The organism is Micromonospora sp. NPDC049044 (assembly GCF_040649215.1).
Taxonomy (GTDB): domain Bacteria; phylum Actinomycetota; class Actinomycetes; order Mycobacteriales; family Micromonosporaceae; genus Micromonospora.
Genome location: NZ_JBEZFA010000008.1, coordinates 163,418 through 180,008 on the forward strand (window position 1 = coordinate 163,418; position 16,591 = coordinate 180,008).

Below are 16,591 nucleotides of genomic sequence, written 5' to 3' on the forward strand. Positions count from 1 at the left end.
ACCGTCGCTCAGCCGAGCTGGGGGTGTTCCGCCAGGCGGCGCAGTTGGCGGGCGACGGTGTGCGCGTCGCCGTCCCTGCCGTCGACGGGCCGACCCGTCGCTATCGCGTCGGCCAGGGCCCGCAACTCGGACGGGGGCAGGCTGACCAGCCCCATGCCGTGCAACGCGAGGGTGACTCGTCGTCCATTCGCGCGGTCGGTAGCGATGATGGCGGGGGCCCGCTGCCCATCCGTCGGGAAGTCGTCCGACGCCTCCCGGTACGCCAGCGCCGCGGTGTCGATCCGGGCGGTGGCGAGGTCGACGCCGCGCGTCCGAAACGCGCCCCGGACCCGCAGGTTGCTGCCCTCCAGCCATGCGGCAGTACGGAGCACCCGCAGCACCAGGTAGATGCTGAGCAGGACGAACGGCAGGCCGCAGAGCCCGATGAACGGGCTCAGCCCGACCTGTTCGGTGCCACTGCCGGAATCTCGCAGCGCGCGGGGCAGCATCCCCGGCGGCACGTCGCGAGCGTCCTCGTAGGAGGAGAACGGGTCACCCGGGCCGGACAGTTGGCCCAGCACCCCGCGGGCGATCAGCGGCAGCACCACGAACGCCGCACCGACGGCCGCGACGAAGACGCCAACCACCACCGTCCAGGTGCGTTGCGACGGTGAGGCACCCACCGAAAGGCGCAGCTCCTGGCTCATCACAGGGGCAGCGTAGGCGCTCCGCGCGACCGATCCAACACGACGAAGCGCCCCGGCTGGTGGGCCGGGGCGCTTCGCTCGAGGTGGTGGAGGTGCCGGGAATCGAACCCGGGTCCTTCGCCGGTTTGTCAGGGCTTCTCCGAGCGCAGCTCGCTGTGCCTCTACTCGGCCCCACCGCTCACGCGAGCAAGTTGGTGTGACGGGCCCAGTCGCTGATTGATCTCGCCGCACGGACCCCGCGACCGGGTCCGGTTGGCCAGCCTCCTAGCTGATGCCGGCTACTGGGACGAAGGCGTTCCCAGACCGACAGACTTAGCTACTCGCCTCAGGCGGCGAGAGCGAAGTCAGCGCGTTGGTTATTGGCGCTTATAAGTTTCCGACGACCGATTCTCGAGACGACGTCGGCTTCCTCGGCTCGCTTCCCCTGTCGCTGCGTACGAAGTCGAAACCAGTCACCCCCTCGACGGGCCACCGATGTGGTGGCACTGACAAGACTAACGCCTGCCGCAACGGCTTTCATCCCGAGGCCCCGGACCGGTGCGTCGACCCGGACAAACGGGGCAATCTACTCGTCCATCCCCTTGCCGCGCCGACCGGACACCCGGGCGATCTCCCGGTCCGCGTCCCGCTTGGCGAGGTCCTGACGCTTGTCGTACGACTTCTTGCCCTTGGCCAGCGCGATCTCGACCTTGGCCCAGCCGTCGGAGAAGTAGACCTGCAACGGCACGATCGTCAGCCCGCCCTCGCGGGTCTTGCCGACGAGCTTGTCGATCTCGCCCCGGTTGAGCAGCAGCTTGCGGGTCCGCCGGGGCTCATGGTTGGTCCAGGTGCCCTGGGTGTACTCCGGGATGTGCATGGCGTGCAGAAACAGCTCGCCGTCACGTTCCTGGGCGAACGCGTCGACGAGCGACGCCCGCCCGGCCCGCAGCGACTTGACCTCGGTCCCGGTCAGCGCCATGCCGGCCTCGTACGTGTCGAGGATGGCGTAGTCGTGGCGGGCCTTCTTGTTGGAGGCGACCACCTTGCGCCCCTTCTCCCGTGGCATCGGTGCCACCCCCTCTCCTCCGTGGTCCGGGCATCGAACTCACCTCAGCCGGACAACCGATCATGCTACCCGAATAAGAAGGACCCTCCCGCGCCGTTTATTTCCGGCGGCGGGAGGGTCCTTCACAGACGGGACGACCCGTACGGTGCCTAGACGCGCAGGTAGAAGCGCAGCGTGATCCAGGCGGTGCCCGCGCTGATCAGGCCACCGACGACGGCCATCAGCGGGAAGACGACAAGGATGTCGCCCCAGGAGATCGGCGAGAGCAGACCCTGCAACGCGCTCAACGAGCGGTCGAAGAGCAGATACTTGGCCGCTACCAAGGCCACCAGACCCAGCAGCGAGCCGATCAGACCGGCCACCACGGCCTCCAGCACGAACGGCGCCTGGATGAACCAGTTGGACGCGCCGACCAGCTTCATGACCGCCACCTCACGCCGCTTGCTGTACGCGGCGACCTGGATGGTGTTCGCGACAAGCAGCAGGGCGGCGATCGCCATCACGATGGCGGCAGCCAGGGCGATGTTCTGGATCGAGGTGAGGATGTCGAAGATCTTGTCGAGCAGTCGACTCTGGTCGATGATCTCGTCGACGCCCGCGCTGTTCTTGTACTGCTCGTAGATGTCCTTGTACTGCTCCGGGTTGTTCAGCTTGAGCCGGAACGACTCGGGCAACTGGTCGGGCTTGACCACGTTCACCAGGTCGGGCGCGTCCTGGTACATGACCTTGAACTTCTTGTAAGCCTCGTCCTTGTTGACGTAGAAGACCTCCTTCACCAGGGGGTCAGCGTCGAGTTTGGCGTTGAGGTCGGTGCGCTCCTGCTCGCTCACCTCCTGCTTCAAGAAGATCGAGACTTCGATGTTCTTGTAGTAGGTGACCTTCATGTCGTCGACCTGGCGGTACATGAGACCGCTGGCGCCGAGCATGGTCAGCGAGACCGCCATCGTGATGATCATCGCGATGGACATGGTCACGTTGCGCCACAGTCCGACCAGTACCTCGGACAGGACGTATTTCACGCGCATCGGGATTTCCTCCGGGTCTCCGGCATGAAGTGTTCGTCGTCAGGCTGCGCAGGGGTGGAGAGCCGGCTCACCCGTAAACGCCGCGGGCCTGGTCACGCACGATGCGACCGCTCTCGATCTCGACGACGCGGCGGCGCATCTGGTTCACGATGTTGGAGTCGTGGGTGACCATCACGACGGTCGTGCCGGTGCGGTTGATCCGGTCCAGCAGGCGCATGATCTCGATCGAGGTGTCCGGGTCCAGGTTTCCGGTCGGCTCGTCCGCCAGCAGGATCAGCGGACGGTTCACGAACGCCCGGGCGACGGCGACCCGCTGCTGCTCACCACCGGAGAGCTCGTGCGGGTAGCGGTGCTCCTTGCCACCGAGCCCGACCAGCTCCAGCACCTCCGGCACGACCCGGCGGGCAACCGCCTTGGTCTTGCCGATCACCTCGAGGGCGAACGCCACGTTCTCGTACGCGGTGCGGTTCGGCAGCAGCCGGAAGTCCTGGAAGACACAGCCGATCGAGCGCCGGAAGTGGGGTCGCTTCCAGGAACGCATCGACGTGACGTCCTTGCCGTTGACGACGACGCGGCCCTTGTTGGGGGCCACCTCGTGCAGCAGCATCTTGATGATTGTGGACTTGCCGGAGCCGGATGGACCGATGAAGAAGACGAACTCGCCCTTCTCGATCGAGACGGACACGTTGTCGAGCGAAGGCCGGGACGCCTTCGGGTACGTCTTCGTCACTTGCTCAAGCTGAATCACGGGTGGTGAGTCTACGCGGTGTAACAACTGAGCCAAGCCCCACGCCCCGTCCATCCGGCACGAGTCGTCGAATCGGGCCTCTACCTGGAGATCGACGACGCGTTCCGCCCGCGTGTCGTTACGCTCCGTCGTTGGCGAGTTGCCGCTGCTTGCGCCAACGGATGCCCGCCTCGATGAAACCGTCCAGATCGCCGTCGAAGACGGAGCTCGGATTGCCGGTCTCCTGCTCGGTTCGGAGATCCTTCACCATCTGATACGGGTGCAGGACGTAGGAGCGCATCTGGTCGCCCCACGAGCTGGTGCCGCCGCTCTTGAGGCCGGCCATCTTCTCTTCCTCCTCCTGGCGCTTGCGCTCCAGGAGCCGGGCCTGGAGCACCCGCAGCGCGGAGGCCTTGTTCTGCAACTGGGACTTCTCGTTCTGGCAGGTCACCACGATGCCGGTCGGGATGTGGGTCAACCGGACCGCCGAGTCGGTGGTGTTGACGCTCTGCCCACCGGGGCCGGAGGAGCGGTACACGTCGACGCGTACCTCGTTCTCCGGGATGTCGATGTGGTCGGTCTGCTCGGTGACCGGCAGGACCTCGACGCCCGCGAAGCTGGTCTGCCGGCGGCCCTGGTTGTCGAACGGGCTGATCCGGACCAACCGGTGGGTGCCCGACTCGACGCTCAGCGTGCCGTAGGCGTACGGCACCTTGACCGCGAAGGTGGCCGATTTCAGACCCGCCTCCTCGGCGTAGGAGGTCTCGTAGACCTCGGTCGGGTAGCCGTGCCGCTCCGCCCACCGCAGGTACATCCGCAGCAGCATCTCCGCGAAGTCCGCGGCGTCCACGCCACCGGCGCCCGCGCGGATGGCGACAAGCGCCTCCCGGGAGTCGTACTCGCCGGAGAGCAGGGTGCGGACCTCCATCTCCTGGATGGCCTTCGTCAACCCGGTGATCTCCGACTCGACCTCGGTCAGCACACCCGGGTCGGACTCGGCCTCGGCCAGCTCCAACAGCACCTGGGCGTCGTCGAGGCTGGATCGGAGGCTGCCCAGCTTGCTGATCTCGCCGTTGACGTACGACAGCTGGGAGGTCACCTGCTGAGCCTTGGCCTGGTCGTCCCACAGGTCGGGGGCGGAAGCCTCCTGCTCAAGGCGGGCCTTGTCCTCGTGGAGTCGGTCGAGGTTGAGGACGGCCTCGATGTTTCGCAGGGTCGCGTCGAGTTCCTTGAGCTGTTCGGCGTAATCGGCAGCGGTCACGACAGGTAAGCGTACTGCGCGGACGGCGATCGGGCTTGCGAGCCCCGCGGTCCGGCGCGAAAGCGACACTGCGCCACCTTGCGCTGAGCAGCTGCGACCCGCCGGGAGCACCCGCCGGCGATCACCCGACCGGCGCGGACTTCAACCAGGACAGGGCGGCCCGGTGATAGGCGACGGCGAACTCCAGCGCGCTGGCGTCGTACGTCTCCCCATCCCGTTTGGCGTTCTTCACCTGCTCCCGGACCTGGGCGAGGGCCTCGGTGTGGTATTCGTTCGCCGAGGCGTACAGGCCCTTCAACTGGCTGGCGGAGTGCAGGTTGCCGAAGGCCATCCGCAACGCGATCGGGTTGCGGATGGTGTCCCGCCCCGGGTTCTCGGTGAGCCAACGGGAAAATGTCCGTTTCCCGCTGGCGGTGAGCGCGTACGGCTGGCTCATCCGCGGCCCCGGTTTCCCGAGCCGCACATAACCTCGCTCGGCGAGCACCGGCAACTCGCGGTAGACCTGACTACGCGTCATCGACCAGTACGGCGCCAGACGGCGCTCAGCAGCGGCCATCAACTGACCACCTGTCATCGGGCCCTCGTGGAGGAGGCCGAGCAGGGCCGCCGCCGTGGGGTTGACTCCGGAATCCGCCATGCCCTCTACGCTGCCACTTTGCGCACCCGGCGTCCAGGATTTGCCGGTTTGCCACCCAACAGGTCTTCCTAAGTGCACTGTCGGCGGCAGACTGTCCGTTGAGGACTATCGATGCCTCGCGGCATCCGGGCCGACCGGCCGGCGGCGCGGGTGACGTCGCCGGCCGATCGTCGCCGGTCAGCCCATGTGCGGGTAGGTGTGGTCGGTCGGCGGTACGAAGGTCTCCTTGATCGTCCGCGGCGACACCCAGCGGACCAGGTTGAGCCAGGAGCCCGCCTTGTCGTTGGTGCCGCTGGCCCGCGCGCCGCCGAACGGCTGCTGCCCGACCACCGCGCCGGTCGGCTTGTCGTTGATGTAGAAGTTGCCAGCCGCGTACCGCATCCGCTCGGCGACCGCGTCGACCACCCGGCGGTCGGTGGCGAACACCGAGCCGGTGAGCGCGTACGGGGCGATCGACTCGGCCTGCGCGACCACCTCGTCGAACCGGGCGTCGTCGAACACGTGCACGCCGAGGATCGGCCCGAAGTACTCGGTCGTGAAGGTCTCGTGCGCGGCGTCGGAGCACTCGAAGAGCGTCGGCCGGACGAAGTAGCCGACCGAGTCGTCGGCGGTGCCGCCGGCGAGCACCCGGCAGCTGTCGTCACCGCCGATCAATTCCAGCGCGGCGGTGTGCCGGGCGAACGCCTTGTCGTCGATGACCGCGCCGCCGAAGTTGCCGAAGTCGGCCACGTCGCCGTAGGTCAGTGAGTCGGTGGTGGCGGCCAGCCGGTCCCGCAGCCCACCCTCCCAGAGGGAGCGCGGCACGTACGCCCGGGAGGCCGCCGAGCACTTCTGGCCCTGGTATTCGTACGCGCCGCGGATCAGCGCGGTGTGCAGGGCGTCCACGTCGGCGCTCGTGTGCGCGACCACGAAGTCCTTGCCGCCGGTCTCGCCGACGAGGCGCGGGTAGCCCCGGTAACGGGCGATGTTGTCGCCAACGGTCCGCCACAACTGCTGGAAGACCTTCGTCGAGCCGGTGAAGTGGATGCCGGCCAGGTCGGGGTCGGCGAGCACCACGTCGGAGACCTCCTCGCCCCGGCCGGTGACCATGTTGATCACGCCGGGCGGCAGGCCGGCCGCCTCGAACAGCCGCATGGTGAAGTGCGCGGCGAACTGCTGGGTCGGGCCCGGCTTCCAGATCACCGTGTTACCCAGCAGGGCCGGGGCCGACGGCAGGTTGCCGGCGATGGCGGTGAAGTTGAACGGGGTGACCGCGTAGACGAAGCCCTCGAGCGGGCGGTGGTCGAAACGGTTCCACACGCCGGGCGAGGATGCCGGCTGCTCCTCGAGCAGACGCCTGGCGAAGTGCACGTTGAACCGGAGGAAGTCGATGAACTCACACGCCGAGTCGATCTCCGCCTGGATCGCGGTCTTCGACTGGCCGAGCATGGTGGCGGCGTTGAGGGTGTCGCGCCACGGGCCGGCGAGCAGCTCGGCGGCGCGCAGGAAGATCGCGGCCCGTTCCTCGAAGGGCAGCGCCCGCCACATCGGAGCGGCGTCCTTGGCCGCCTTGATCGCCGCGCGGGCGTCGTCGTGGGTGGCGTGCGCGGTCACGCCCAGCACGTGCGCGTGCCGGTGCGGCTGCACCACGTCGATCGACTCACCGGCGGCCATCCGCTGCTCACCGCCGATGGTCATCGGCAGGTCGATGCGCTCGGCGGCGAGGTCGGTCAGCCGCCGCTGGAGCCGGTCCCGGTCGGGGCTGCCCGGCTCGTAGTTGCGAACCGGCTCGTTGCGCGGCTCGGGAACGGAGAACACGGCATCCATCAAGGCTCCTGGCGATCTCGACAGCAGTGGCGAAACCGGACCCGCGGGCACCGACCGGGCGGCCGGAGACCGGTCGCCGCACGGGTGGGCCGAGCAGCGGCGGGACCTCCGACAATTCTCCCACGGAGGGCTGCCCACCCTGCCTCCGCCATCGCCTTCCACGAAGGACCGGCCCACCCCTTCTCCCCTCACCGACCGGAGTCGATCCGGCGATCGGCCCGCGGTGCGTGCCCCAGCTCACCCGCTCGTGGTCGGCGGCGGTGGGGCGCCCAGCGGGCCCGCGTACCCTGAATGGTCGGTGACCTGCCGCCTCGAAGGGGAGACGATGACCAAGCAGCCCGGCCGCGTCCCGGCCGCGGAGTCGCACGAGCCGGCGGCCGACGCGACGCGCCCCGGCAGCCGGCCGCTGCCCGCGCCCGGCGCGGCGGTGCTCGCGCTGCTGGCCCTCGGCTGGCTGGCCGCCATGCTCTGGTCCACCCGGGAGGCCACCAACTCGGCGGCGGCCGGGGTGACCGCGATCAGTCTCTCCGCGTTCGCGCTGCCCGGCGTGATCTCGGCCGCGCTCGTGTGCGGGGCGGCCGTCGCGCTGGCCGGCGGCAACCTGCTCGCCCGCCGGTACGGCGACTGGGCCACCCTGCGCTTCGCCGGGGCGATCGGCGGCGGAATGCTTGTCGGGCTGGTGGCCGCACTGGCCATCAACCTCACCTACTTCGACACGTCGACCACGAACGTGATCGCCGGCACCACCGCGGCCGCGGCGATCATCGGTGGCGCGGTGGCTGCCGCGCGGACCGCCCCGGCGGTCGGTGCGGTGGTGACCGCCGCACTGGGCGCGCTGATCTTCGTGGTCGCGTTCAGCCAGGCCCGGGACCCGCTGTTCGACCTCTTCGGGGCCGGCGACAGCCAGCAGTCGGTGGTCGACGCGGCCAAGTGGGTGTCCCGCACCGAGTCGTTCATCGCGGGGCTGCTCGCCGGGCTGCTCGCCTTCGGTTACCTGACCTGGGCGCGACGCCGGATGGTTCGCCGCGATCCTGCCGCTCCGGCGCTGCGCTGGCCGGCGTACCTGCTCGCCGGGGCCGGGCCGGGCCTGCTCCTGCTGCTCGCCGAGGTGATCATCCGGGTCGGTGGCCGGTCGCTGCTCGATCTGGCCAGCGCACTCAGCGAGGCGGACGCGGTGGCGCAGACCTCACTGGGCACCTCGCGGGTGGACAACGGCATCTGGGTGCTCTTCGTGGGGGCACTGACCGCGCTCATCGCGTTCGGCCGCACACTCGGCCCGGCACACGCCGAGGACGACGAACCGACCGCCGACCCGGAGGCCGGCGCGCACCAGGTCGACCCGGCGGCCGACGAGCCGGACCCGGCCGAGGCGTTCGACACGGACCCGGCCAAGGCGGATCCAGCCCGCTGACATCGGCGGCCGGAGCGCGGGGCCGGCTCAGCTGGCCGCGTGCAGCAGCAGGTCCAGCTCCGTCACGTCGTACCACTCAAGCTCGTGGTCCTCCGCGCCATCGACCGTGAACTGGGCGTCCGGATCGCCGGCGGCCGCCTCCGCCACCACCTCGGCCGCCGCGGCGACCTCCGCCACCGCGTCCGCGCCGTCCACGTGCAGGGCCGCGACGGCGCCCATCGGCACGGCCTCGGCCAACGTCACAGTGCTGGAACCCAACTCGCCGTCGCCCCGCCCGAGCGCGCTGGCCGGCAGGTCGGCTGAGACGACGACGCGGCGGCGGGGAGCTGTCGGGTCGGCCCGGAGCAGCTGGAGCGCCTGCTGGGCGGCCCGGGTGAACGCGACGTACTCCAACTCCTCCTCGTCCCCTTCGGCGTACCACTCACGCAGCGCCGGGGTCACCGCGTGCGCCTGGTCGGCCGCCAGCCCTTCCGCGCGCAGTCGGGCCAACATCGGTACGGTCGCCGGCACGTACACCCGGACAAGCTCGTCGGTCACCTGTCGTCTCCCCCGCCTCGTCCCCGCGCCGGCGTCCGCCGGCACGGGCGCAGATCATGCCGCACGCCGTGACCGTCATACACCCCGACCGGAGGCCGGTGGAAGTTTCCGCCCGGTGTGTCCGGTGCGTCGACCTCCGGTTGGACCGGTGCGGCGCTGGGCGTCCCGGGCTGTCGATGGCAAACTTAGCCAAACGACATCAACCCCGGGAGTTCGTGTGGAGCCCAGGTTCCTGTTGCTCTCCGACGTCGCCACCGAGCTGAACGTGTCGGACTCGCAGGTCTACCACATGGTGCGCAGCGGCGAACTGCCGGCGATCAAGATCGGTGGACGGGGTCAGTGGCGGGTCGAGCGGGCGCGCCTGGAAGAGTACATAGCCCGCAAATACCAGGAAACCGCTGAATGGGTGCAGAGCAACCCGCTGGTCGACCGCGAACCGGAGTAGCACCCCGGCCGGCCCGCCACCCTGAGGCATTGACCGACATTGGTGCGTGGTCCAGAATCGAGGATGTCGAAGGCAAACGAAAGCAAACGCAAGATCAAGAGGGGGTACGATGAGCGAGGCGCGATCCGGGCCTGCTCGGCCAGCGGTGCGACTGCGCCCCGTCCCGCCCGTCGACCCGCCGTACGCCGACGAGATCGACGGGTCGTACTGGCCGGCACCAACCCATGGTCAGCTCGCCCTCGACCTGTTCGCGGCGACCCGCCCGGACCCGGTCCGGCCACCACAACGCCAGGCCGCCCTGCGCGCCGCGCCCGGCCGGTCGATCACCCACCCGGTCACGCCAGCGCCGCCGGCGACCGCCCCGGAAGCCACCCGAGCCGCCCATCGGTTCGTCGGCAGTTGCCTGGAAGTGATAAACGGCTACCGCTCGCCGGCGCAGGTGCGGGCCCTGCTCGACCCAGCCCGAGCAGGTGACCTGTTGACCGAGCTGGCCCGAGCCTGCGAGGTGCTGACCGGGTCGGTCCGCGCGTCCGGGCGGGCGGGGTCACCCCGCCGCCGCGCCGACCGACCACTGGTCCGGCTGCTCCGCATGCGGGTCTGCGCGCCCCGGCCGGCAACTGTGGAGGCAGCGGCTGTCGTCACCGGCGCGGGCGGTCGGAGCTGGGCGGTGGCACTCCGGCTGGAACACCGCCGGGGCCGCTGGCTCTGCACCGCGCTGCACGTCCTCTGACCGCATCCGACACCGCGGCGCCCGCCACCCCCGGCAGGTGCGGGAGCCACCGCGGTGCCCGCCACCCCGGGCAGGGCAGGAGCCTCGGGAAGCCGGGCAAGCAGGCCGCCGCCGACACCCGGACACCGAAACGGGTCCCGGCCTGGTCGGCCGGGACCCGTCGGTCAGGTGCTGTCGGGTCGGTCAGTTGCCGCCGTTGGGAGCACCGTGGCAGCGCTTGTACTTGCGACCCGAGCCACACGGGCACGGCGCGTTGCGGGACGGGCCGTTGCTCGCCTCCGCCTGGTTCGCCGACGGTCGACGGGAGGCTGCCGACGGAACCGCCGGGCCACGCAGCCCGGTGGCCGGACGTTGCGGGGCGGACGGGGCGGTCCGCCCCGGTGCCGCCGGAGCGCCCGGGGCCGGTCGGCCCACACCGAGCGCCGGAGCCTGCTGCTCGGCCTGCTCGATCGCGGGAGCGCCGGGGCTGGCCTCACCGTCGATGGTGGGAGCCGAATATTGCAGGCCCTGCCGACGCGGTGCCTGGTTGAGACCCTTGGCCCGGATCTCCACCGGCTTGTCGAGCAGCGTGACCTCTTCCGAGCCCGCCTCCGGCTCCGGTTCGGTCACCTGGACGTCGATGTTGTAGAGGAAGCCGACAGTCTCTTCCTTGATGCCGTCCATCATGGTGGCGAACATGTCGAAGCCCTCGCGCTGGTATTCGACAACCGGGTCGCGCTGGGCGTACGCCCGGAGGTTGATGCCCTCCTGGAGGTAGTCCATCTCGTAGAGGTGCTCGCGCCACTTCCGGTCGATGACCTGGAGCAGCACCATCCGCTCGAGCTGCCGCACCCCTTCGGGGCCGAGCTGCTCCTCACGCCTGTCGTACGCGGCGTTGGCGTCTTCCTTGAGGCGGGCGACCAGGAAGTCGGCGTCCATGCCGGCCCGCGAGCCGCCGGCCTCCTCCTCCAGCTCCTCGATCGTCACGGCGACCGGGTAGAGCTGCTTCAGGCTGGACCAGAGCTGCTCAAGGTCCCAGTCTTCGCCGTAGCCGTCCGAGGTGGCCCCCCGCACGTACGCCTCGACGGTGTCGTCGATCATGTTGCGGACCTGGTCGGAGAGGTCCTCGCCGTTGAGCACCCGGAGCCGCTCGGCGTAGACGACCTGGCGCTGCTTGTTGAGCACCTCGTCGTACTTCAGCACGTTCTTGCGGATCTCGGCGTTCTGACCCTCGATCTGGGCCTGGGCGCTCTTGATCTGCCGGGTGACCATCTTCGACTCGATGGGCACGTCCTCCGGGATGTTGAAGCGCTCCATCACCGCCTCGACCGCCCCGGCCCGGAACCGCCGCATCAGCTCGTCCTGCAGGGACAGGTAGAAACGGGACTCGCCCGGGTCACCCTGCCGGCCGGCGCGACCGCGCAACTGGTTGTCGATCCGCCGGGACTCGTGCCGCTCGGTGCCCAGCACGTAGAGGCCACCGGCGGCCGCGACCTCCTCCGCCTCGGCGTCGCAGGCCTGCTTCCACGTGGGCAGGACCTCCTCCATCGCCTTGGCGTACTCTTCCTCGTTTTCCAGCGGGTCGAGCCCGCGCTGACGCAGCTCGTTCGCGGCGAGGAACTCGGCGTTGCCGCCGAGCAGGATGTCGGTGCCTCGACCGGCCATGTTGGTGGCCACGGTGACCGCGCCCTTACGCCCGGCCTGCGCGACGATCTCGGCCTCCCGCGCGTGGAACTTGGCGTTCAGCACGTTGTGCGGGATGCCCCGGCGGCGCAGCAGCTGGGAGAGGATCTCGGAGTTTTCCACCGAGACGGTGCCGACCAGCACCGGCTGACCCAGCTGGTGCCGCTCGGCGATGTCCTCGATGACGGCGTTGAACTTGGCCTTCTCGGTCTTGTAGATGACGTCCGGCCGGTCTTCGCGGACCATCGGGCGGTGGGTCGGGATCGTCACGACACCGACCTTGTAGACCTTGTTGAACTCGCTCGCCTCGGTCTGCGCCGTGCCGGTCATCCCGGACAGCTTCTCGTAGAGACGGAAGTAGTTCTGCAGGGTGATGGTGGCAAGAGTCTGGTTCTCCTGCTTGATCTCCACCCCCTCCTTGGCCTCGATCGCCTGGTGCATGCCCTCGTTGTAGCGGCGGCCGTGCAGGATGCGACCGGTGAACTCGTCGACGATCAGGACCTCGCCGTCGCTGACGATGTAGTCCTTGTCGCGCTTGTAGAGCTCCTTGGCCTTGATGGCGTTGTTGAGGTAGCCGACCAACGGGGTGTTCACCGACTCGTACAGGTTGTCGATGCCGAGCCGGTCCTCGACCTTGGCGACACCCCGCTCGGTGACCGCGATGGTGCGCTTGGAGTGGTCGACCTCGTAGTCGCCCTCGCCGTCGGTGCCGGGCTGGAGCCGGGCCACCACTCCGGCGAACTCGCCGTACCAGCGGGCCGAGTGCTCGGCCGGGCCGGAGATGATCAGCGGGGTGCGGGCCTCGTCGATCAGGATCGAGTCGACCTCGTCGACCACCGCGAAGTTGTGGCCACGCTGCACCAGCTCGTCCTTCGACCAGGCCATGTTGTCGCGCAGGTAGTCGAAGCCGAACTCGTTGTTGGTGCCGTAGGTGATGTCGCACTCGTAGGCGGCCTTGTGCTCGCTGGCCGGCCGGTTGGGCAGCACCACACCGACGGTCAGCCCGAGGAACTCGTGCACCCGACCCATCCACGCCGCGTCCCGCTGGGCGAGGTAGTCGTTGACCGTGATCACGTGCACGCCCTTGCCGGACAGCGCGTTGAGGTAGACGGCCATGACCGAGGTCAGCGTCTTACCCTCACCGGTCTTCATCTCGGCGATGTTGCCGAAGTGCAGTGCCGCGCCGCCCATCACCTGGACGTCGTACGGGCGCTGGCCGAGCACCCGGGCGGCCGCCTCGCGGGCCACCGCGAACGCCTCCGGCAGCAGGTCGTCGAGGGTTTCCCCGTCGGCGAGCCGCTCCCGGAACTGTTCGGTCATGCCGGCCAGCTCCTCGTCGGTGAGGTTGACGTAGTCGTCCTCGATCGAGGTGACGGCGGCGGCGATGGCCTTGAGCCGGCGCACCATGCGGCCCTCGCCCGCGTTAAGGACCTTTTCCAGAATCGACACGGATCAACGCTCCCCTAGACAGTCTCGAACCATCGTAGGCGCTCCATCGGCGCAATGGTCACTGGTGGCGGGGGTCGACCCCGCCGAACCCGACATAATTCGCGTCCTGCGCACCCCTCGAACGTTATCCGGTTACGCCGTCGGCGAACGGTGCGGCACCATGCACGGATGGAGCCCGTGGAGATCATCGAGGACGGCGTGCTGCTGCGGCCCTGGCGCGTGACCGACGCCGACGCCGTACACCGGGCGTGCCAGGACCCGGACATTCAGCGCTGGACCCGCGTGCCACGCCCGTATCTGCCCGAACACGCCCTCGGCTTCGTCACCGACCAGACCGGGTCGGCCTGGGCGGCCGGCACCGGGACGCCGTTCGCGGTCTGCGATCCGGCGAGCGGTGAACTGCTCGGCTCGTGCGGGTTAATCTCCATCGGCAGCGACGGCAGCGGTGAGGTCGGTTACTGGACCGCCCCCTGGGCGCGCGGCCGGGGCGTGATGACCCGGGCCACCCGGGCGGTGGCCCGCTGGTCCTTCGCCACCCTTGGGCTGCGCCGGCTGATCTGGCAGGCCGAGGTGGGCAACCATGCCTCCCGGCTGGTCGCCCTCCGGGCCGGTTTCCGGATCGACGGCCGGCTGCGGCGGGCCAACCCGGCGACGCGGTCCGACGCGGACGGCTGGATCGGGTCGCTGCTGCCCGGCGAGGTACCCGAGCCCGGGGCGACCGGTCCGGCCGGCCCCGGCACCCTCGTCGCCCGGCGCGCCGCGGTCTTCGGCCGCCCACAGCCCACCCTGTTCGCCACCACCGGGGCCGGTGAGCTGCCGGTACGGCCGATGGAAGAGCGGGACCTGGATGCCGTGACGCAGACCTGCCGGGACCCGGAGACCATCCGCTGGACGACCGTGCCGGACCCGTACGAGCGGGCCGACGCGCAGGGGTACCTGGTCTACGCCCAGGACACCTGGGCTCGGGGACAGTCCGCCTGCTTCGTGGTCGCCGACCCGGACGACAGGTACGCGGGCACCATCGACCTGCGGATCTCCTCCGGGGACGCGCTGCTGGCCGACGTCGGCTTCATGACCGCCCCGGCGGCCCGTGGCCGGGGGTACATGCCCGCCGCGCTCGTCGCGGTCAGCACCTGGGGCTGCGCCACGCTGGGCCTGGCCCGGATCGAGTGGAAGGCGAACGTGGGCAACGCCGCCTCCCGGCGGGTGGCCGAGAAGGCGGGCTTCACGTTCGAGGGGACGGCCCGCGGTGGGGTGCAGCACCGGGGCGAGCGGGTCGACGCCTGGGTGGCCGCGCTGCTCGCCAAGGACCTGACGTGAGCCCCGGCCAGGTCGTCGAGGCGCACGGGGTGCGGCTGCGGCCGTTCCGGGCCGCCGACACCGCCGACGTGGTCGACGGCTGCACGGACCCGCTCACCCAGCGGTTCGTCACGAACCTGCCCACGCCGTACACCCGGACCGACGCCCGGTGGTGGATCGACGTCGGCGCTCCGGCGGCCTGGACCGGCGGCGGCGCGGCGTACGCCGTCGCGGACCCGGCCACCGACCGGCTGCTCGGCGCGGTCGGGCTGAACAACCCGGTGCCCGCGCGGGCCCAGGCCGAGATCGGCTACTGGGTGCGGCCGGCGGCGCGGGGGCGCGGACTGGCCACCGCGGCGACCCGCGCGCTGAGCGAGCACGCGTTCGGCACCGGAACGGCTCGGCTGGAGTTGCTCACCGAGGCGGAGAACGGCCCGAGCCAGCGGGTCGCGCTGGCCGCCGGTTTCCGGTACGAGGGTTCGCGCCGGTCGGCCGGCGCGGGCCGCGACGGTGCTCGGCACGACCTGCTGGCCTGGGTACGCCTCGCCGACGACCCGCCCGGTCCGGTCGCCCGGCTGCTGCCCGACCTGCCCGACGGGGTGCTCACCGACCAGGTGGTGAGTCTGCGCCGGCTCGCGCCGGACGACGCCGAGCTGATGTACCGACTGCACAGCCGACCGGAGGTGGTAGCGAACCAGGCGCCGCCGGTGCCGCCGACGCCTGAGGCGATCGGGCGGCGGTGCCGGCTCGCGGAGAGCGGCTGGCTGACCGGTGAGATCGCCCGACTGCTGATCACGGACGTGGCGACCGGGGAGCCGGTGGGTAGCTGCGGGCTGTCGTACACCGACGTGGCGGCCGGAGAGGCGTCGGTGGGCTACGCGCTGCTGCCCGAGTGGCGCGGCCGGGGGTACGCGACCCGGGCGGTCCGACTGCTTGCGGACTGGGCGTTCGGGCCGGCCGGTATCGCCCGGCTGACCGCCGGCACGGTGCCGGAGAACACCGCGTCGCACCGGGTGCTGGAGCGGGTCGGGTTCCGGCGGGAGGGGCTCCAGCATGGCCGGCTGCCGGGCCTGGCCGGTGCCCGGCTGGACGACCTGACGTTCGCGCTGCTCCCCGCCGACCTGCGGTGAGACCGGATCAGGGAGTTGTGGCGGGAGGCCCCACCACAACTCCCTGATCGACGAGAGGCTGGTCAGGTGGCGAGGGAGATGATGCCGTAGTCGTACGCGTGGCGCCGGTAGACGACGCTCGGGCGGCCGGACTCCTTGTCCTGGAACAGGTAGAAGTCGTGGCCGACAAGTTCCATCTCGAACAGCGCGTCGTCGACAGTCATCGGCTCCGCCGGGTGCACCTTCTCCCGGGCGATGTGCCACGGCTGGTCGTCGTGCTCCTCCTCGACCCGCTCCGCGACGGCGGTGCCGGCGCGGGCGCCGTCGAGCGGCGCGCTCAGCGTGCTGGTGCCCAGGTCGGCGACCGGCAGGCCGGCGGTGGCTTCGGCGACGGAGATCGGCGCGTGCCGACCCCGGTGTACGCGACGGCGGTCGGCCGCGCGGCGCAGGCGGGTGTCGAGCTTCGCGATGGCCGCGTCGAGCGCGCTGTAGAAGTCGTTCGTGCAGGCCTCGGCCCGCATCACCGGGCCCCTGGAAACGCAGGTGATCTCCACCCGCTGGCAGTGCTCGGCCTGGCGCGGATTGCGCTCGTGGAACAGCTCCACATCGACGCGAATCAGTTTGTGGTCGTAGCGTTCGATCTTTGCGAGTTTCTCGGCTACGTGCACCCGGTAATGGTCCGGCACTTCTACGTTTCGGCCCTTGACCACGATGTCCACGTGACCTCCCTTGTTCGGACGGTCTTCGATCCGGCAACCCGGT

15 protein-coding genes and 1 other RNA gene are annotated in these 16,591 nt (G+C 70.2%); 5 read left to right on the forward strand and 11 right to left on the reverse strand.

The window, feature by feature from the left end; all coding sequences use genetic code 11:
* Positions 1–8 precede the first annotated feature (8 nt).
* From AB0B85_RS09100 to pruA, 8 genes are all read right to left on the reverse strand, one after another.
* Positions 9–689 carry a hypothetical protein gene (locus AB0B85_RS09100; protein ID WP_357405215.1) on the reverse strand — a complete coding sequence of 227 codons (681 nt, stop codon included), beginning with the start codon at positions 687–689 and terminating at the stop codon, positions 9–11.
* Positions 690–770: 81 nt separating this feature from the next.
* Positions 771–1,146, reverse strand: a transfer-messenger RNA (tmRNA) gene (ssrA, locus tag AB0B85_RS09105).
* A gap of 105 nt (positions 1,147–1,251) precedes the next feature.
* Positions 1,252–1,731 carry an SsrA-binding protein SmpB gene (gene smpB, locus AB0B85_RS09110; protein ID WP_355028000.1) on the reverse strand — a complete coding sequence of 160 codons (480 nt, stop codon included), beginning with the start codon at positions 1,729–1,731 and terminating at the stop codon, positions 1,252–1,254.
* A 149-nt stretch (positions 1,732–1,880) separates the two neighbouring features.
* Complete coding sequence (gene ftsX / locus AB0B85_RS09115; protein ID WP_357405217.1) at positions 1,881–2,756, reverse strand: permease-like cell division protein FtsX; 876 nt, start codon at positions 2,754–2,756, stop codon at positions 1,881–1,883.
* Positions 2,757–2,823: 67 nt separating this feature from the next.
* Entirely contained in the window at positions 2,824–3,504 is a 681-nt protein-coding gene (gene ftsE / locus AB0B85_RS09120) for a cell division ATP-binding protein FtsE (protein WP_030331491.1), read from the reverse strand.
* A 118-nt stretch (positions 3,505–3,622) separates the two neighbouring features.
* Positions 3,623–4,744 carry a peptide chain release factor 2 gene (gene prfB, locus AB0B85_RS09125; protein WP_357405219.1) on the reverse strand — a complete coding sequence of 374 codons (1,122 nt, stop codon included), beginning with the start codon at positions 4,742–4,744 and terminating at the stop codon, positions 3,623–3,625.
* A 121-nt stretch (positions 4,745–4,865) separates the two neighbouring features.
* Positions 4,866–5,381, reverse strand: a complete 516-nt coding sequence (locus tag AB0B85_RS09130; RefSeq protein WP_357405221.1) for a PadR family transcriptional regulator — start codon at positions 5,379–5,381, stop codon at positions 4,866–4,868.
* Positions 5,382–5,558: 177 nt separating this feature from the next.
* Positions 5,559–7,187 (reverse strand): L-glutamate gamma-semialdehyde dehydrogenase, encoded by a 1,629-nt coding sequence (gene pruA, locus AB0B85_RS09135; protein ID WP_357405223.1) that lies wholly within the window; start codon positions 7,185–7,187, stop codon positions 5,559–5,561.
* Positions 7,188–7,512: 325 nt separating this feature from the next.
* Here pruA and AB0B85_RS09140 point away from each other — a divergent pair, with 325 nt between their 5' ends.
* A complete protein-coding gene (locus AB0B85_RS09140; protein ID WP_357405225.1) occupies positions 7,513–8,598 on the forward strand; it encodes a hypothetical protein in 1,086 nt (361 codons plus the stop codon).
* Between the two features lie 27 nt (positions 8,599–8,625).
* Here AB0B85_RS09140 and AB0B85_RS09145 read toward each other — a convergent pair whose 3' ends face one another.
* Complete coding sequence (locus AB0B85_RS09145) at positions 8,626–9,135, reverse strand: hypothetical protein (protein WP_357405227.1); 510 nt, start codon at positions 9,133–9,135, stop codon at positions 8,626–8,628.
* A gap of 217 nt (positions 9,136–9,352) precedes the next feature.
* Here AB0B85_RS09145 and AB0B85_RS09150 point away from each other — a divergent pair, with 217 nt between their 5' ends.
* Both AB0B85_RS09150 and AB0B85_RS09155 read left to right on the forward strand, forming a co-directional pair.
* Complete coding sequence (locus AB0B85_RS09150) at positions 9,353–9,580, forward strand: helix-turn-helix domain-containing protein (RefSeq protein ID WP_357405230.1); 228 nt, start codon at positions 9,353–9,355, stop codon at positions 9,578–9,580.
* A 109-nt stretch (positions 9,581–9,689) separates the two neighbouring features.
* Positions 9,690–10,310 carry an Rv3235 family protein gene (locus AB0B85_RS09155; RefSeq protein ID WP_357405232.1) on the forward strand — a complete coding sequence of 207 codons (621 nt, stop codon included), beginning with the start codon at positions 9,690–9,692 and terminating at the stop codon, positions 10,308–10,310.
* Positions 10,311–10,493: 183 nt separating this feature from the next.
* Here the strand turns inward: AB0B85_RS09155 and secA are convergent, their stop codons facing one another.
* The gene (gene secA, locus AB0B85_RS09160; RefSeq protein ID WP_357405234.1) at positions 10,494–13,421 is read right to left on the reverse strand and encodes a preprotein translocase subunit SecA; all 2,928 of its coding nucleotides are present in this window, start codon (positions 13,419–13,421) and stop codon (positions 10,494–10,496) included.
* Positions 13,422–13,589: 168 nt separating this feature from the next.
* On the opposite strand from secA, the gene AB0B85_RS09165 reads away from it, so the two are divergent.
* Together AB0B85_RS09165 and AB0B85_RS09170 are read left to right on the forward strand one after the other, a co-directional pair.
* Entirely contained in the window at positions 13,590–14,741 is a 1,152-nt protein-coding gene (locus AB0B85_RS09165) for a GNAT family N-acetyltransferase (protein ID WP_357405236.1), read from the forward strand.
* Positions 14,738–15,850 (forward strand): GNAT family N-acetyltransferase, encoded by a 1,113-nt coding sequence (locus AB0B85_RS09170; RefSeq protein WP_357405238.1) that lies wholly within the window; start codon positions 14,738–14,740, stop codon positions 15,848–15,850. Before AB0B85_RS09165 ends, AB0B85_RS09170 begins: the two co-directional genes overlap by 4 nt.
* Before the next feature lie 62 nt (positions 15,851–15,912).
* On the opposite strand, the gene raiA is transcribed toward AB0B85_RS09170, so the two are convergent.
* Positions 15,913–16,548: a ribosome-associated translation inhibitor RaiA gene (raiA, locus tag AB0B85_RS09175; protein WP_357405240.1), complete on the reverse strand. Its 636-nt coding sequence runs from the start codon at positions 16,546–16,548 to the stop codon at positions 15,913–15,915.
* Between the last annotated feature and the right edge of the window lie 43 nt (positions 16,549–16,591).